Origin of the sequence: Streptomyces sp. NBC_00620, assembly GCF_026341825.1 — a bacterium.
Lineage (GTDB): Bacteria > Actinomycetota > Actinomycetes > Streptomycetales > Streptomycetaceae > Streptomyces.
Map to the genome: position 1 here is coordinate 2,187,897 of NZ_JAPENY010000001.1, position 15,330 is coordinate 2,203,226.

Below are 15,330 nucleotides of genomic sequence, written 5' to 3' on the forward strand. Positions count from 1 at the left end.
CTTTTATCTGGGATCAAATTTCATCTTGGTACAGTGATTTCATGGCTGAGGCGATGGGGCTGCGTGAACGCAAGAAGCTGCAGACAGCGATGCGGATCTACCGGACAGCGGTCGCGCTGTTCGCCGAGAAGGGCTTCGACCACGTCTCCGTGCAGGAGATCGCCGACGCCGCCGACGTCTCCAAGATGACCGTCTTCAACTACTTCGGCACCAAAGAGGACTTGGTCTTCAAGCCCATGGAGGAGCACTTCTCCGATGCCGCCCGTGCCGTGCGCGAGCGGGCGCCGGGCGAGTCCGCGGTGGAGGCCGTACGCCGTCAGCTCCTGGACATGATCGAGGCGCGCGACCCCTCGGTCGGCCTGCACAGCGAACCGTTCGCCCGCCGGATCCGCGCGGTCGTCATGGCGACGCCGGTCCTCAGGGAACGCGCGTACCTGCTGTCCGAGAAGGGCGCACGCGAACTGGCCGACCTGCTCACCGAGGAGACCGGCGACACCACGCCGGCCCTGATCGCCGCCGCCACACTCACCGCCGCCCGCCAGGCCCTGGTCGAGGAGCACCACCTCCGCATCGACGCCGGCGAAACCGTCGACGAGGTCGCCGCCGACGCCGCCCAGCTCGCCGAGCGGGCCTTCGCGCTGGTGGAGGGGGGTCTCAAGAACTACGCGCGTAAGGAGTGAGACGTCCGCGGGGTCCGCCCCGGCCTTCCATGCGGACCAGGCTCACCGCCTCCACGCGGACTAGGCTCACCGCCATGCCTCCGGCCAAAAAACGACGCACCCGTACGTACGACTCCGTCAAGATCCGCGCCGCGGTGCTGGCCCAGTTCGGGAACGTACGCGAAGCCGTACGCGGCCTGCGTGACGAGGAGTTGGCCCTTCCCGCCGGCCTCGGGGACTGGACCGTACGGGAGTTGGCCGCGCACATCACGATGGCCGTCGAGACGGTCAGCCGGAACATCGACCGGCCGGAGCCCGGCAAGGCCGAACTCGCCCTGCTCGACTGGCCGTTCGCGACCGCCGCGCGGGCCGGTGACATCGCCGACGGCACACGGGAGCTGGCCGCGGCCAACCCCGACCTCGACGCCCTCTACGCCCGCACCGGGGAACGCCTCACGCACAGGCTCGCAGAGGCCCCCGGCGACCGCGTCCTCGCCGCCCGCACCGGCGCGATGACCCTCGCCGACTACCTCGTCACCCGCACCGTCGAACTCGTCGTCCACACCGACGACCTGAACCGCGCCGTACCCGGCCTGGACATCCCGTACGACCGTCAGGCGCTCGCCGCCTGCACCCGGCTGCTCGCCGACGCGCTCGCGGTGAAGGCGCCCGGCGCGTCGACGGAGGTGCGGATTCCGCCGTACGCGGTCGTGCAGTGTGTGGAGGGGCCGCGGCACACGCGGGGCACCCCGCCCAACGTCGTCGAGACCGACCCGCTGACCTGGATCCGGCTCGCGACGGGACGTACGGAGTGGCAGGCGGCGCTGGCGGACGCCAAGGTCAGCGCGAGCGGGGAGCGGGCGGACCTGGGCGGACTGCTGCCTCTCATGGGCTGAGCGGAGGCGGGGAGGACGGGACCGTTTGACCTGGATGGAACCAACCACCCCACCCGCCCCGTCACATCGGCATGTACAGGCAGCGACTCACCCTCACCGCCCTGACCCTCATCCCGCTCGCCATGGCCTGCGGCAACGAAACCGGCGACGGAACCGGCAGCGGCTCGGTCGGCTCGGGCGCCAATGCGGACGTCACCGGCGCCCACTGGATCATCGACAGCGTCACCGTGGACGGCACCAGTCATGCCGCCCCAGCGGGAGCGAACGTCGAGTTCGGCGAGAACGGCAAGGTCCAGGGGAACTACGGCTGCAACCACTTCAGCGCGACCGCCACCTTCAAGGACGGCAGCATCGACGTCGGCGAGACGTCGATGACCGAGATGGCCTGCGAGGAAGGCCCCATGGAGTTCGAGCGGACCCTCGCCCGCACGCTCGCCGACGGCGCGCTCACCACGGCGGTCAAGGGCGACGAGCTCACCCTCACCACCGGCACAGGCGACCGAGTCCACCTCACCAAGGAGCAGGCCGCCCCGCTCTACGGCACCAAGTGGGCCGTCACGGCGCTCGGTGACGGGGAAGTGGCCCAGTCCCTCCCGGAGGGCGCCGAACCGTACCTCGTCCTCGACAAGGAGAAAGGGACGGTTTCCGGCCACCTCGGCTGCAACGACGTGTCCGCGAAAGCCACCGTCAGCGACGGACATATCACCCTCGGAACGCCGAAGACGACCCGCATGATGTGCGACAGCTCACTCATGGACACCGAGAAGACACTGCTCGGCCTGTTCGACAGCAAGGTCGGCTACGAACTGGATCACCGCTCCCTCACGCTGACCAGCACAAACGGCGAGAGCGTGACGGCTGTCGCCGGTAAGTGAGCCGTCAGGGTCCCGTATCCCCAATTCGGACCAGTGGTCGATCTCGCCTACACTCGGTGCCGTGCCACGTGGTGACGGTCGACTCAATCATGATCTGCTCCCCGGTGAGAAAGGCCCCCAGGACGCTTGCGGCGTCTTCGGAGTCTGGGCTCCGGGCGAAGAGGTCGCCAAGCTCACTTACTTCGGGCTCTACGCCCTCCAGCATCGAGGCCAGGAATCCGCGGGGATCGCGGTCAGCAATGGCTCCAAGATCCTCGTCTTCAAGGACATGGGCCTCGTGTCCCAGGTCTTCGACGAGACCTCTCTCGGCTCCCTCCAGGGTCATATCGCGGTCGGTCACGCCCGCTACTCGACCACCGGAGCCTCCACCTGGGAGAACGCCCAGCCGACGTTCCGTGCCACCGCGCACGGTTCCATCGCGCTCGGCCACAACGGCAACCTGGTCAACACGGCGCAGCTCGCCGAGATGGTCGCCGACCTCCCCAAGCAGCAGGACGGCCGCTCCCCGCGCGTGGCGGCCACCAACGACACCGACCTCCTGACGGCGCTCCTCGCCGCCCAGGTCGACGACGACGGCAAGCCGCTGACCATAGAAGAGGCCTCCGCGAGGATCCTTCCGCAGGTCCAGGGCGCCTTCTCGCTCGTCTTCATGGACGAGGACACCCTGTACGCGGCCCGCGACCCGCAGGGCGTCCGCCCGCTGGTCCTCGGCCGCCTGGAGCGCGGCTGGGTCGTCGCCTCGGAGTCCGCCGCCCTCGACATCTGCGGCGCCTCCTTCGTCCGTGAGATCGAGCCGGGCGAGTTCGTCGCCATCGACGCGGACGGCCTGCGTACGTCGCGATTCGCTGAGGCAAAGCCCAAGGGCTGCGTCTTCGAGTACGTCTATCTGGCCCGTCCCGACACGGACATCGCCGGTCGGAATGTGTACCTCTCGCGCGTCGAAATGGGCCGCAAACTCGCCAAAGAAGCTCCCGTCGAGGCAGATCTGGTCATAGCTACTCCGGAGTCCGGGACGCCCGCGGCGATCGGTTACGCGGAGGCCAGCGGGATCCCCTTCGGCGCGGGTCTCGTCAAGAACGCCTACGTCGGCCGGACCTTCATCCAGCCCTCGCAGACCATCCGCCAGCTCGGCATCCGTCTGAAGCTGAACCCCTTGAAGGAAGTCATCAAGGGCAAGCGCCTGGTCGTCGTCGACGACTCGATCGTCCGCGGCAACACCCAGCGCGCGCTGGTGCGGATGCTGCGCGAAGCCGGCGCGGCGGAGGTCCACATCAGGATCTCCTCGCCCCCGGTGAAGTGGCCCTGCTTCTTCGGCATCGACTTCCCGACCCGCGCGGAGCTGATCGCCAACGGCATGACGATCGACGAGATCGGCACCTCGCTGGGCGCCGACTCCCTGTCGTACATCTCCATCGACGGCATGATCGAAGCCACCACCATCGACAAGCCGAACCTGTGCCGCGCCTGCTTCGACGGCGAGTACCCGATGGACCTCCCGGACCCCGAGCTGCTGGGCAAGCAGCTCCTGGAGACCGAGCTGGCGGCAGGTCCTGCCGCCACGGCCGCGGCCGACGCGATCCGTCGCCCGTAAGCGCCCCGTATCCCGACCCGAAAGATCCCAGGCAATGTCTGAGACCAGTACCGGTGCCTCGTACGCGTCCGCCGGCGTCGACATCGAAGCCGGCGACCGCGCCGTAGAGCTGATGAAGGAGTGGGTGAAGAAGACGCAGCGCCCCGAGGTCCTCGGCGGCCTCGGCGGCTTCGCCGGTCTCTTCGACGCCTCGGCCCTCAAGCGCTTCGAGCGGCCGCTGCTCGCCTCCGCCACGGACGGCGTGGGCACGAAGGTCGACCTCGCCCGGCAGCTCGGCGTGTACGACACCATCGGCCACGACCTGGTCGCGATGGTCATGGACGACATCGTGGTGTGCGGCGCCGAGCCGCTCTTCATGACCGACTACATCTGCGTCGGCAAGGTCCACCCCGAGCGCGTCGCCGCCATCGTCAAAGGCATCGCCGAGGGCTGTGTCCTCGCGGGCTGCGCCCTCGTGGGCGGCGAGACGGCCGAGCACCCGGGCCTCCTCGGCCCGGACGACTTCGACGTCGCGGGTGCGGGCACCGGTGTGGTCGAGGCCGACCAGCTGCTCGGCGCGGATCGTATCCGTACGGGTGACGCGGTGATCGCCATGGCGTCCTCAGGGCTTCACTCGAACGGGTACTCGCTCGTCCGGCACGTCCTCCTCGACCGGGCGAAGCTGAAGCTCGACAGCCACATCGAGGAGTTCGGCCGCACGCTCGGCGAGGAGCTCCTGGAGCCCACCAGGATCTACTCGCTGGACTGCCTGGCCCTCACCCGCACCGCCGAGGTGCACGCCTTCTCGCACGTCACCGGCGGCGGACTCGCGGCCAACCTGGCCCGCGTCATCCCGGACGGCCTGCACGCGATCGTCGACCGCGAGACCTGGACCCCGGCCCCGGTCTTCGACCTCGTCGGCAGGACCGGAGACGTCGAGCGCCTGGAGCTGGAGAAGACCCTCAACATGGGTGTCGGCATGATCGCGATCGTCCCCGAGGAGTCGGCGGACGTGGCGCTCGCCACCCTCGCGGACCGCGGTGTGGACGCGTGGATCGCCGGTGAGATCACCGAGCGGGGCAAGCACGCGACGGGCGCGGCACTGATCGGCGACTACGCGAAGTAGGCACGCGAAGTAGGCACCCAGGGCAGCACAAAACCCGGTCCGGTGTGGAACCACCCCGGACCGGGTGAGGTGCAGATGCTATGAGGCTCTACGAGAACGCCGAACCTGCTGACCCGCTGGTAGCGCTACGCGCCGCGACGTTGCGACTGGGGACCGGACTCGTCGTCCTCGTCCTCGTCGTCGTCGTTATAGAGATCCGCGTACTGCGCGTACGGGTCGTCTTCTTCCTCGTCGTCGTCCTCGAACGGCTCGCCATTCGGCGGCTGTTGCGAAGTCGAAGCGCCCAGCTCATTGGCCAGACGCGAGAGGTCAGTCCCGCCGCTGCTGTACTTCAGCTGGCGGGCGACCTTCGTCTGCTTGGCCTTTGCCCGGCCGCGCCCCATGGCTCGACCCCCTCGGATACGGGGCTCGGTGGCCCCAGAGTCTTGACACGCGTTCATGATCTGGAACGGGCTCTCCGTGAAGAGACCGGTCCGTAGGGCTTCCACGGTACCTGCTCCCGCGCCCATACGGTACGTCGCCCGCAGGACGCGCGTGTGCGCAGAACCTGCGAGGAGCCCTGTCCTCGCTGGTCAACCGCGATTTTAACCTCTTCTTGGCGGCCGACCCGCCGACAGACGTGAGAGTTCTCTCCAACACCCGCCGGCGGGTACCTCCCGGGGGTCAGCCGCGGCGCGCCTCGGCCATCCGCTGCTCGGCGATCCGGTCGGCCGCGGCGGCCGGCGGAATCCCGTCCTCCTTCGCACGTGCGAATATGGCCAGCGTGGTGTCGAAGATCTTCGCGGCCTTCGCCTTGCACCGGTCGAAGTCGAAACCGTGCAGTTCGTCGGCGACCTGGATGACGCCGCCGGCGTTCACGACGTAGTCCGGCGCGTAGAGGATCCCGCGGTCGGCGAGGTCCTTCTCGACACCCGGGTGCGCGAGCTGGTTGTTGGCGGCGCCGCACACGATCTTCGCGGTGAGCACCGGCACGGAGTCGTCGCTGAGGGCCCCGCCGAGTGCGCAGGGGGCGTAGATGTCGAGGCCCTCGACGCGGATCAGCGCCTCGGTGTCCGACGCCACCGCCACGGACGGGTGCTCGTCGACGATCCGCCGGACGGACTCGTCCCGCACGTCAGTGATCACGACCTGCGCCCCCTCCTCGAGCAGATGCCCGACCAGATGGCGGCCCACCTTGCCGACGCCCGCGATGCCGACCGTACGGCCGCGCAGCGTCGGGTCGCCCCACAGGTGCTGGGCGCTCGCCCGCATGCCCTGGAAGACACCGAAGGCCGTCAGCACGGACGAGTCGCCCGCGCCGCCGTTCTCCGGGGACCGCCCGGTCGTCCAGCGGCACTCGCGCGCCACGACGTCCATGTCGGCGACATACGTACCGACGTCGCACGCGGTGACGTACCGGCCGCCGAGCGAGGCCACGAACCGGCCGTACGCGAGGAGCAGTTCCTCGCTCTTGAGCGTGTCGGGGTCGCCGATGATGACGGCCTTGCCGCCGCCGTGGTCGAGGCCGGCCATGGCGTTCTTGTACGACATCCCGCGCGAGAGGTTCAGGGCGTCGGCGACGGCCTCCTCCTCGCTCGCGTACGGGTAGAAGCGCGTACCGCCGAGGGCGGGGCCCAGGGCGGTGGAGTGGATGGCGATGACGGCCTTGAGGCCGCTGGAGCGGTCCTGGCAGAGCACTACTTGCTCATGACCGCCCTGGTCCGAGTGGAACAGGGTGTGCAGGACGCCGTCGGATACGTCGGTCACTGTGGTGACTCCCAGGTAATAAGCGGCGGTTGACGTGCGGGTCCCGTACGGGTGGCGGGCGCCCGTGGGCATGAGACTAGAGCCTGTGCCCGGCCGCCATCCGCGCAGTGTTCAGGATCACCTTCCACCGGAGTACGGTCCTCTTCGGCCGTGGCACGATTTGCAGTGTTTTCCCGGTCTTGTGTGCGTGGGTCGAGCGGGATCGGAGCCCGGGTTTCGGGTCCGGCCGGTTGGGGAGGGAGCAGGCGTGCCCAAGGTGTCCTCCGTGATCGTCCCGTACGCGTCCTATCTGCGCGTGTACGAACCGCTGGCCGCCTTCCCCGAGCCGGAGCGCGGCCACTGGGCCCGTTATGCCCGCCGCCCCGAGCGCCCCTCGTACCAGGACGAACTACGGCGCTCCCTGGCCGACTTGCTGCCCACCCCGCCGATCCCCGTGCCGGTGCACGAGAGCGGCGACGCGTTCGTGGTCGAGGTCGACGGGGTGCTCTGCGTGTGCCCCTGGCGCACCCGGCTGCGCGGCTGGCAGGCCCTGGGCGAGCTGGGCGAGGAACTGCCGGAGTCGGTCCTCGACGCGGTCCTGCCCTCGCTCGTACGCCGTCAGGCCGCCCTCGACTACGAACGCTGGCTGGAGCGCAACCCCGACGCCCGCCCGTGGATCCGCACCTCGACCTGGCAGGTGCCGCTGAACTGGTTCGTGCTCGTCTCCGACGAGGAGCGGCTGTACGAGAAGGGCGCGGGGCCCGACGGAGCCGCGCCGGGGCTGCGGTACCGGACGCCGATGGTGCAGGCCCGGCGGCGGACTGCGCGGGCTCTGAAGACGCTGAAGGACACCATCGAGGACGGGCCGCTCATCGACGGCCTGCTGGACGTGGGGCGCTGGCTGGAGGAGTTCCACCCGCGCTCGCTGGTCGAGCTGGACTACGGCGGCCTTGTGCACGTCGTGCCCGCGGGGGAGCTCGAGGGGGACCACTCGGCCGCGGACGTCCACGAGGGCATCGACGCGCTGCGCACCGGGGACGGGGCCGCGGCGGGCGAGGCGTACGGGCGGCTTGTGGAACGCTGGCGGTCGGTCAGGGACCGGCGCTCGGCGAACTGACGTGATCCCGGTCTCGGCGGCGCCGTGAACTCACCCGGCGTGCTTACGCTCTGAAGGTGCCTCATCGCGGGACGTAGGTCCCGATCCGGTCTTTTGCGTCAATGGCGTGTCAAGCGTGACGGATGGCACTTACCTGGCCCTTGCGCCCCTTGCCCATCCTCGTGCCAAAATAGGACAAGGAGCCCGGGGGAGGGCTCCGCCCGCCCACGTATGGGTGGAATCTCAGCATTGCACGCTATGGGGGGTCTCGTGACTCCTGATCGCCCTGTGACTGATCGTCACAGTGGCGTGACTGTCCGCTATGGCATGGTCCATCGGCTTCCGTCGCTGATGAACACCTGGGAGGGCAATTCCATCGGTTTGGCCGACGTGGCTGGACGGATGGTGTAGTTGTAGTGCCGAGGACAAGCCGTTCGTCCTATAACCGACTCGGCCCGCGTCCGCCATTTCGGGCAACGCGGGTCAAGGTGCAGAATTTAGAGGAATGAACCGAGAAGGTTCGGTTCTCCCGAGGAGGCCGCTCATGACCGCTCGCACCCCTGATGCCGAGCCGCTGCTGACCCCGGCTGAGGTCGCCACGATGTTCCGCGTGGACCCGAAGACGGTCACGCGGTGGGCGAAGGCCGGCAAGCTTACGTCCATCCGCACGCTCGGCGGACACCGCCGCTACCGCGAAGCTGAGGTCCGCGCGCTACTCGCGGGTATCCCGCAGCAGCGCAGCGAGGTCTGAACAAGCGCATAGGAGGGCATTTCGGTAGGTCCCCCAACCCGCCGTCACGCCCGAACCACAGCTCCAAGCGACGCGTGTCCTGCCCCAACGGGACCCACGCCCGACCCAATTTCACAAGCGACAAGGGTGCGTCGTAGATCGCGCTGGACTCCGCCGGGTCCAGCGCGATCTTTTTTGTGCGCCGGCAGTGCCCTGGGTGATGGGTCTGTGAGTGGGCTTGTCGGAGTCTGGGGAGGGGTGTCGGATCTCCTGTGGGCGGCCCCAGCAGCTGGTGCAATTGCACATATTAAATTGACCAGTTGTAGGTGAGGTGTAAGTTCCTCGGTTTCTAAAACCTATGCGGTGACACCCGTCACATGCCACAGTCCTTGTCGCCTGTGATGCTTCTGCGCTAAGGGAGTTGGGGCCTCACGGCGGCCTCGGCCCCGGCTGCCTCCTTGGCCTCATCGACACCATCGACGTCCTCGACGCCGCGCGGGGCGGGCTCCATGGCCAGCCGCAGGAGCCGGTGGCAGATCGGGCAGTGCCGCGTCAGATGCCGGTACTCGGAAGCGGCCGCCAGATGGGCGCGGAGCAGCGCGCGCGTCTCGTGCCGGGCGGTCGCCGCCATACGCACCTCCAGGGGGCCTCGCGGGGTCGAGGGCCCTGGTTCCCTGGGTACCGGCGGAATGTGACGACGTCAAGACATGCGGAGACGAGCTCACGACACGCGAAAGGCCCGGAGCCGAAGCTCCGGGCCTTTCGTTCATGCGGTCCTGACGGGATTTGCTGCATCCGATTGCGGCTGCGCCGCGGGCGCGGCCTCCACCTTGACAGGGTGGCGAGCGAGGTCGGGTCGCATGCAGGGCACGAAGAAGGCCCCGCATCCTTGCCGGATACGGGGCCTTCCTCACTGCGGTCCTGACGGGATTTGAACCCGCGGCCTCCACCTTGACAGGGTGGCGAGCACTCCAAACTGCTCCACAGGACCAGGTTTCACAGCCACTCGGTCTTGCGCTGGGCTGCGAAAAGAGACTGTACAGGAGGGTGGGTCCGGGGTCGAACTCACCCACCGTACATACGCCGTTACGGGGCCAGGGTGTCGATCGCCTTCACGATGCGCTTGTCGGAGACGGGGTACGCCGTGCCGAGCGCGTGGGCGAAGTAGCTGACGCGGAGCTCCTCGATCATCCAGCGGATGTCCAGGACCTGCTGGGGGACCGGCCGGCCCTGCGGCAGCTGCTCCAGAAGCCAGGCGTACTCGTCCTGCATCTCGTGGACCTTCTCCATGCGGGTGGTGTCCCGCTGGACGTTCGTCGGCATCTGCTGGAGGCGCCGGTCGGCCGCGACCAGGTAGCGCATCAGGTCCGCCAGGCGGCGCAGCCCGGTCGCGGTGACGAAGCCGGGCTTCACAAGGGCGTTCAGCTGCGTCCGTACGTCCGTGAGGTTCGCCAGGAGCGTCGGGCTCTGGATGCCCTTCAGGCGGCGCTCACAGGCCTGCCAGGCGGCCAGGACCTGCTGCACCTGGCCGACCGTGCGGACCGTCGTGTCGACGATCTCGGCGCGCACCTTGTCGTAGAGCTTCCGGTACGACTCCTCGTCCCACGCCGGGCCCCCGAAGTCCCCGATCAGCTTGTCCGCCGCCGCCATCGCGCAGTCGTCGAAGAGGGCCTGGATCGAGCCGTGCGGGTTCGCGGACAGGGCGAGCTTCTGGACGTTGGTGAGCTTGTCCGAGGCGAACTTGCCCGGGTTCACCGGGATGTTGCGCAGGATCAGGCGCCGCGTGCCCTTCCACATCGCCTGCGCCTGCTCGGCCTCCGTGTCGAAGAGCCGTACGGAGACGGTGTCGCCGTCGTCCACGAGCGCCGGGTACGCCTTGACCGGCTGGCCGGCCCTCCGCGTCTCGAAGACGCGCGTGAGCGAGCCGATCGTCCAGTCGGTCAGGCCCTTGCGCTCCAGGGACTCCCCGCCCTCGCGCTCCGCCGTAGCTGCCGCGGCCTGTGAGATCGCCTGGCGCGCCTTCGGCTTCAGCTGGAGCTGGAGCGCCTCCAGGTCCTTGTCCTCGGCGAGCTTGCGGCGTCGTTCGTCGACGATCCGGAAGGTGATCCTCAGGTGGTCGGGGACGCGGGACCAGTCGAAGTCGTCGGCGCTCACCGGCACACCGACCATGCGCTTCAGCTCGCGCGCCATCGTCATCGGCAGCGGCTCCTGGAGGGGCACGGCCCGCTCCAGGAACTTCGTCGCGTAGTTCGGTGCGGGCACGTAGTGGCGGCGGATCGGCTTCGGGAGGGAGCGGATGAGCTCGGTGACGACCTCTTCCCTCAGCCCCGGGATCTGCCAGTCGAAGCCCTCGTCCGTGACCTGGTTCAGGACGTGCAGCGGGATGTGGACGGTGACACCGTCCGCGTCCGCGCCCGGCTCGAACTGGTAGGTGACACGGAACTTCAGCGGGCCCTGGCGCCACGAGTCGGGATAGTCGTCCTTGCTGACGTCCCCGGCCCGCTCGTTGATGAGCATCGACCGCTCGAAGTCGAGGAGTTCGGGCTCCTCGTGCCGCTGGTGCTTCCACCAGGAGTCGAAGTGCGCCCCGGACACCACGTGTTCGGGCACCCGCTGGTCGTAGAAGTCGAAGAGCGTCTCGTCGTCGACGAGGATGTCGCGGCGCCGCGCCCGGTGCTCCAACTCCTCGACCTCGGTGAGGAGTCGGCGGTTGTCCGCGAAGAACTTGTGGTGCGTACGCCAGTCGCCCTCGACGAGCGCGTTGCGGATGAAAAGCTCACGGCTGGCCTCCGGGTCGATCCGCCCGTAGTTGACCTTGCGCTGGGCGATGATCGGTACGCCGTACAGCGTGACCTTCTCGTACGCCATCACCGCGGCCTGGTCCTTCTCCCAGTGCGGCTCGCTGTACGTGTGCTTGAGGAGATGGCCGGCGAGCGGCTCGACCCACTCGGGCTCGATCTTGGCGTTGACGCGGGCCCAGAGACGGGAGGTCTCCACGAGCTCGGCGGACATCACGAACCGCGGGGGCTTCTTGAACAGGGCCGAACCCGGGAAGATCGCGAACTTCGCGCTGCGGGCGCCCAGATACTCGTTCTTCGCGCCCTCCTTCACGTCCTTCATACCGACGTGCGAGAGCAGCCCGGAGAGCAGCGAGACATGGACGCTCTGCTCGGCGGCGTCGTCCTCGTTCGGATGGATGCCCAGCTGCTTGGCGACCGTGCGGAGCTGGGTGTAGATGTCCTGCCATTCGCGGATGCGCAGGAAGTTCAGGTACTCCTGCTTGCACATCCGGCGGAACGCGGACGAGCCCCGCTCCTTCTGCTGCTCACGGACGTACCGCCACAGGTTCAGATACGCGAGGAAGTCGGACGTCTCGTCCTTGAACCGGGCGTGCTGCTGGTCCGCCTGCGCCTGCTTCTCGGCCGGGCGCTCGCGCGGGTCCTGGATGGACAGCGCGGCCGCGATCACCATGACCTCGCGCACACAGCCGTTCTTGTCGGCCTCCAGGACCATCCGGGCGAGCCGGGGGTCGACGGGCAGCTGGGCGAGCTTGCGGCCGCTCTCCGTGAGCCGCTTGCGCGGGTCCTTCTGGGCCGGGTCCAACGCGCCCAGTTCCTGGAGGAGTTGGACGCCGTCACGGATGTTGCGGTGGTCCGGCGGGTCGATGAAGGGGAACTTCTCGATGTCGCCGAGACCGGCGGCGGTCATCTGGAGGATGACGGAGGCGAGGTTCGTACGGAGGATCTCCGCGTCCGTGAACTCCGGGCGGGCCAGGAAGTCGTCCTCGGAGTACAGCCGGATGCAGATGCCGTCGGACGTACGGCCGCAGCGGCCCTTGCGCTGGTTGGCGCTGGCCTGCGAGACCGGCTCGATGGGCAGCCGCTGGACCTTGGTGCGGTGGCTGTATCTGGAGATACGGGCGGTGCCCGGGTCGATGACGAACTTGATGCCCGGGACGGTGAGCGAGGTCTCGGCGACGTTCGTAGCCAGAACGATCCTGCGCCCGGTGTGCTGCTGGAACACGCGGTGCTGCTCGGCGTGCGACAGCCGTGCGTAGAGGGGGAGGACCTCGGTGAACCGGTAGTTCTTCTTCGTCAGCGCGTCCGCCGTGTCGCGGATCTCGCGCTCGCCCGAGAGGAAGACCAGGATGTCGCCCTTGCCCTCGCCCTGGAGCTCCTCGACGGCGTCGCAGATCGCGGTGATCTGGTCGCGGTCGGAGTCGTCCCCCTCTTCTTCCAGCAGCGGGCGGTAGCGGACCTCGACCGGGTACGTACGGCCGCTGACCTCGACGATCGGCGCCTCGCCGAAGTGGCGGGAGAAGCGCTCGGGGTCGATGGTCGCGGAGGTGATGACGACCTTGAGGTCAGGACGCTTGGGCAGCAGCTGAGCGAGATAGCCAAGCAGGAAGTCGATGTTCAGAGACCGCTCGTGGGCCTCGTCGATGATGATCGTGTCGTACGCGCGCAGCTCGCGGTCCGTCTGGATCTCGGCCAGCAGGATGCCGTCGGTCATGAGCTTGACGAAGGTGCCGTCCGGGTTCACCTGGTCGGTGAAGCGGACCTTCCAGCCGACGGCCTCGCCCAGCGGGACGTCGAGCTCGTCCGCCACGCGCTCGGCGACGGTACGGGCGGCGATACGGCGGGGCTGGGTGTGCCCGATCATGCCGCGGACACCACGGCCGAGTTCCATACAGATCTTGGGGATCTGGGTCGTCTTACCGGAACCGGTCTCGCCCGCGACGATGACGACCTGGTGATCACGGATGGCGGCCGCGATGTCGTCCTTCTTCTGGCTGACCGGGAGCTGCTCGGGATAGGTGATCGCGGGCACCCGAGTACGACGCTCGGCCATCCGGGCCTCGCCCTTGGTGACCTCCGCGTCGATCTCGGCGAGCACGGCGGACCGGGCTTCGGGCTTGCGGATCTTGCGTGCGCCTTCGAGCCTGCGCCCGAGCCGGTGCGCGTCGCGCAGGGACAGCTCGGTCAGGCGGGCGGCGAGATCGCCGAGGGCGGGGGCGGGATGCGTAGACATACGCCGTCCAGGATCTCACCTCGGCGAAATGACTGGCGAACGCTTTTGCGTGGCGGGCGCCGGGCGGGGTTGCCGCGGGTCCTTCTCGCGGAGAAATATCGCTCACACGGCTCTAGCTTGGTCGATATGTCCGAGATGCCGCACGGTGCCCATGGCAAGCCGCCCACCCGTCGTGAACGTTGGGCGGACTTCAAGGAGTCGCCGTTCCTGCCCGCGACGGTGCTCGTGCTGATCATTTCCGCGGCGGCGGGCCTGTTCGCGGGCTCGTACACGTACTCCATGGCGAATCCGACGCCGCGTCATGTGCCGACGGCGATCGTGGGGGCGTACGACGAGGCGCGGGGCAAGGTGTTCCTCGACGGGATGGAGAAGGCGCTCGACGCCTCGCTGAAGATCCACACGTACGACAGCAGGGCGGCGGCCGTCGAGGCGGTGGACGACCAGAAGGTCTTCGCGATCTTCGAAGTGCGGGAGCCGGGGCGGGCGGTCACCCTCGACGTCTCCGGGGCGTCCGGCGCCTCGGTGGCGGAACTGCTGGCGGAGGCGGCGCCGGCCGTCGGCAAGGAGACGGGGGTCGCGGTCACCGTCAGGGACATCAAGCCCCTGCAGAAGGGCGACCCGCGAGGGCTGGCGATCTTCTACATCTCGCTCGCGGCCGTGGTCATCGGATTCATCGGCGCGATCCAGCTCAGCGTGCACGCGCGGGCGCTGAACCCGCTGGAGCGGATCGCGTTCACGGCCGCGTACGCCCTGTTCGGCGGGTTCGCGATCGCGGCGGTGGTGGACTGGCTCCTGGGCGCCCTGGATCTGCCGTTCGTCGAGTCCTGGCTGATCCTCGCGTTCACCATGTTCACGTCGGGCATGGTCTTCACCATGTTCAACACCCTCTTCGGGCGCTGGGCGATGATCCCCACCTGGGGCCTGATGGTCCTCCTCGGCAACCCGTCCTCGGGCGGCGCCGTCTCCTGGCCCCTGCTCCCGTCCGTGCTCGGCTACATCGGCCGCTGGCTGCCACCGGGCGCCTCCGTCAACGCCCAGCACACAGCGGTGTACTTCGCCGGCCACCAGCACGTGTTCCCGTTCCTGGTCCTCGCCGGGTGGGCCCTGGTGTCGTGCGCGGTCTTCTGGACGTGGCGGCATCGGCATCCCGGGGGGCGGGAGGCGGAGCCGGCGCACGCGGCGGACTGACGGGCAAGGGCCGACGGGCAGGGGCTGAGGGGCAGGGGCTCCTCATGCAACTTCCCATACGACGAAGACCCCGTCCGTGTGGACGGGGTCTTCGGGGGTTGTGGCTGGGGCCGGGGTCGAACCGGCGACCTATCGCTTTTCAGGCGATCGCTCGTACCAACTGAGCTACCCAGCCACGAAGTTCCTTGCGGAACTTCAGCGGTCCTGACGGGATTTGAACCCGCGGCCTCCACCTTGACAGGGTGGCGAGCACTCCAAACTGCTCCACAGGACCAAGCTGCTGTGCGCGACATGCGTAAAACAGTGTCGCACACGGTATTACGTGCCCCCAACGGGATTCGAACCCGTGCTACCGCCTTGAAAGGGCGGCGTCCTAGGCCGCTAGACGATGAGGGCTATCGGCCCGCCTGGGCGCTTCTCAGCGCGTCGGGGAC

12 protein-coding genes and 4 tRNA genes are annotated in these 15,330 nt (G+C 68.5%); 8 read left to right on the plus strand and 8 right to left on the minus strand.

The window, feature by feature from the left end; all coding sequences use genetic code 11:
• Window positions 1-41: 41 nt before the first annotated feature.
• From OG246_RS10150 to purM, 5 genes are all read left to right on the plus strand, one after another.
• Window positions 42-680, plus strand: a complete 639-nt coding sequence (locus OG246_RS10150) for a TetR/AcrR family transcriptional regulator (RefSeq protein WP_266459011.1) — start codon at window positions 42-44, stop codon at window positions 678-680.
• 74 nt (window positions 681-754) lie between these two features.
• Window positions 755-1,555: a maleylpyruvate isomerase family mycothiol-dependent enzyme gene (locus OG246_RS10155; RefSeq protein WP_266459014.1), complete on the plus strand. Its 801-nt coding sequence runs from the start codon at window positions 755-757 to the stop codon at window positions 1,553-1,555.
• A 71-nt stretch (window positions 1,556-1,626) separates the two neighbouring features.
• Window positions 1,627-2,430, plus strand: a complete 804-nt coding sequence (locus tag OG246_RS10160) for an META domain-containing protein (RefSeq protein WP_266459017.1) — start codon at window positions 1,627-1,629, stop codon at window positions 2,428-2,430.
• A 61-nt stretch (window positions 2,431-2,491) separates the two neighbouring features.
• Window positions 2,492-4,021, plus strand: coding sequence for an amidophosphoribosyltransferase (gene purF, locus OG246_RS10165; RefSeq protein ID WP_266459020.1), 1,530 nt, complete (start codon window positions 2,492-2,494; stop codon window positions 4,019-4,021).
• 34 nt (window positions 4,022-4,055) lie between these two features.
• The gene (gene purM, locus OG246_RS10170) at window positions 4,056-5,126 is read left to right on the plus strand and encodes a phosphoribosylformylglycinamidine cyclo-ligase (protein ID WP_266459023.1); all 1,071 of its coding nucleotides are present in this window, start codon (window positions 4,056-4,058) and stop codon (window positions 5,124-5,126) included.
• Between the two features lie 125 nt (window positions 5,127-5,251).
• Here the strand turns inward: purM and OG246_RS10175 are convergent, their stop codons facing one another.
• Window positions 5,252-5,509 (minus strand): DUF3073 domain-containing protein, encoded by a 258-nt coding sequence (locus tag OG246_RS10175; protein ID WP_266459026.1) that lies wholly within the window; start codon window positions 5,507-5,509, stop codon window positions 5,252-5,254.
• A 280-nt stretch (window positions 5,510-5,789) separates the two neighbouring features.
• The gene (locus OG246_RS10180; RefSeq protein ID WP_266459028.1) at window positions 5,790-6,872 is read right to left on the minus strand and encodes a Glu/Leu/Phe/Val dehydrogenase dimerization domain-containing protein; all 1,083 of its coding nucleotides are present in this window, start codon (window positions 6,870-6,872) and stop codon (window positions 5,790-5,792) included.
• A gap of 247 nt (window positions 6,873-7,119) precedes the next feature.
• On the opposite strand from OG246_RS10180, the gene OG246_RS10185 reads away from it, so the two are divergent.
• Together OG246_RS10185 and bldC are read left to right on the plus strand one after the other, a co-directional pair.
• Window positions 7,120-7,968, plus strand: a complete 849-nt coding sequence (locus OG246_RS10185; protein ID WP_266459030.1) for a hypothetical protein — start codon at window positions 7,120-7,122, stop codon at window positions 7,966-7,968.
• 523 nt (window positions 7,969-8,491) lie between these two features.
• Window positions 8,492-8,698: a developmental transcriptional regulator BldC gene (gene bldC, locus OG246_RS10190; RefSeq protein ID WP_027749187.1), complete on the plus strand. Its 207-nt coding sequence runs from the start codon at window positions 8,492-8,494 to the stop codon at window positions 8,696-8,698.
• 391 nt (window positions 8,699-9,089) lie between these two features.
• On the opposite strand, the gene OG246_RS10195 is transcribed toward bldC, so the two are convergent.
• The 3 genes from OG246_RS10195 to hrpA all read right to left on the minus strand — a co-directional run bounded on the left by OG246_RS10195 (window position 9,090) and on the right by hrpA (window position 13,708).
• Complete coding sequence (locus OG246_RS10195) at window positions 9,090-9,308, minus strand: DUF6274 family protein (RefSeq protein ID WP_266459048.1); 219 nt, start codon at window positions 9,306-9,308, stop codon at window positions 9,090-9,092.
• Window positions 9,309-9,593: 285 nt separating this feature from the next.
• Window positions 9,594-9,668, minus strand: a tRNA-Asp gene (locus OG246_RS10200).
• A 95-nt stretch (window positions 9,669-9,763) separates the two neighbouring features.
• Complete coding sequence (gene hrpA / locus OG246_RS10205; RefSeq protein ID WP_266459051.1) at window positions 9,764-13,708, minus strand: ATP-dependent RNA helicase HrpA; 3,945 nt, start codon at window positions 13,706-13,708, stop codon at window positions 9,764-9,766.
• A gap of 126 nt (window positions 13,709-13,834) precedes the next feature.
• Here hrpA and OG246_RS10210 point away from each other — a divergent pair, with 126 nt between their 5' ends.
• Window positions 13,835-14,896: an ABC transporter permease gene (locus OG246_RS10210; protein WP_266459053.1), complete on the plus strand. Its 1,062-nt coding sequence runs from the start codon at window positions 13,835-13,837 to the stop codon at window positions 14,894-14,896.
• Window positions 14,897-14,997: 101 nt separating this feature from the next.
• On the opposite strand, the gene OG246_RS10215 is transcribed toward OG246_RS10210, so the two are convergent.
• From OG246_RS10215 to OG246_RS10225, 3 genes are all read right to left on the minus strand, one after another.
• Window positions 14,998-15,071: transfer RNA gene (locus OG246_RS10215), tRNA-Phe, on the minus strand.
• Between the two features lie 24 nt (window positions 15,072-15,095).
• A tRNA-Asp gene (locus OG246_RS10220) sits at window positions 15,096-15,170 on the minus strand.
• Between the two features lie 49 nt (window positions 15,171-15,219).
• Window positions 15,220-15,292, minus strand: a tRNA-Glu gene (locus tag OG246_RS10225).
• Window positions 15,293-15,330 lie beyond the last annotated feature (38 nt).

Coding starts and splice junctions, on each gene's coding strand:
- OG246_RS10150 (WP_266459011.1), top strand. CDS start 42: ATGGCTGAGGCGATGGGGCTGCGTGAACGCAAGAAGCTGCAGACAGCG.
- OG246_RS10155 (WP_266459014.1), top strand. CDS start 755: ATGCCTCCGGCCAAAAAACGACGCACCCGTACGTACGACTCCGTCAAG.
- OG246_RS10160 (WP_266459017.1), top strand. CDS start 1,627: ATGTACAGGCAGCGACTCACCCTCACCGCCCTGACCCTCATCCCGCTC.
- purM (WP_266459023.1), top strand. CDS start 4,056: ATGTCTGAGACCAGTACCGGTGCCTCGTACGCGTCCGCCGGCGTCGAC.
- OG246_RS10175 (WP_266459026.1), bottom strand. CDS start 5,509: ATGGGGCGCGGCCGGGCAAAGGCCAAGCAGACGAAGGTCGCCCGCCAG.
- bldC (WP_027749187.1), top strand. CDS start 8,492: ATGACCGCTCGCACCCCTGATGCCGAGCCGCTGCTGACCCCGGCTGAG.
- OG246_RS10195 (WP_266459048.1), bottom strand. CDS start 9,308: ATGGCGGCGACCGCCCGGCACGAGACGCGCGCGCTGCTCCGCGCCCAT.
- hrpA (WP_266459051.1), bottom strand. CDS start 13,708: ATGTCTACGCATCCCGCCCCCGCCCTCGGCGATCTCGCCGCCCGCCTG.
- OG246_RS10210 (WP_266459053.1), top strand. CDS start 13,835: ATGTCCGAGATGCCGCACGGTGCCCATGGCAAGCCGCCCACCCGTCGT.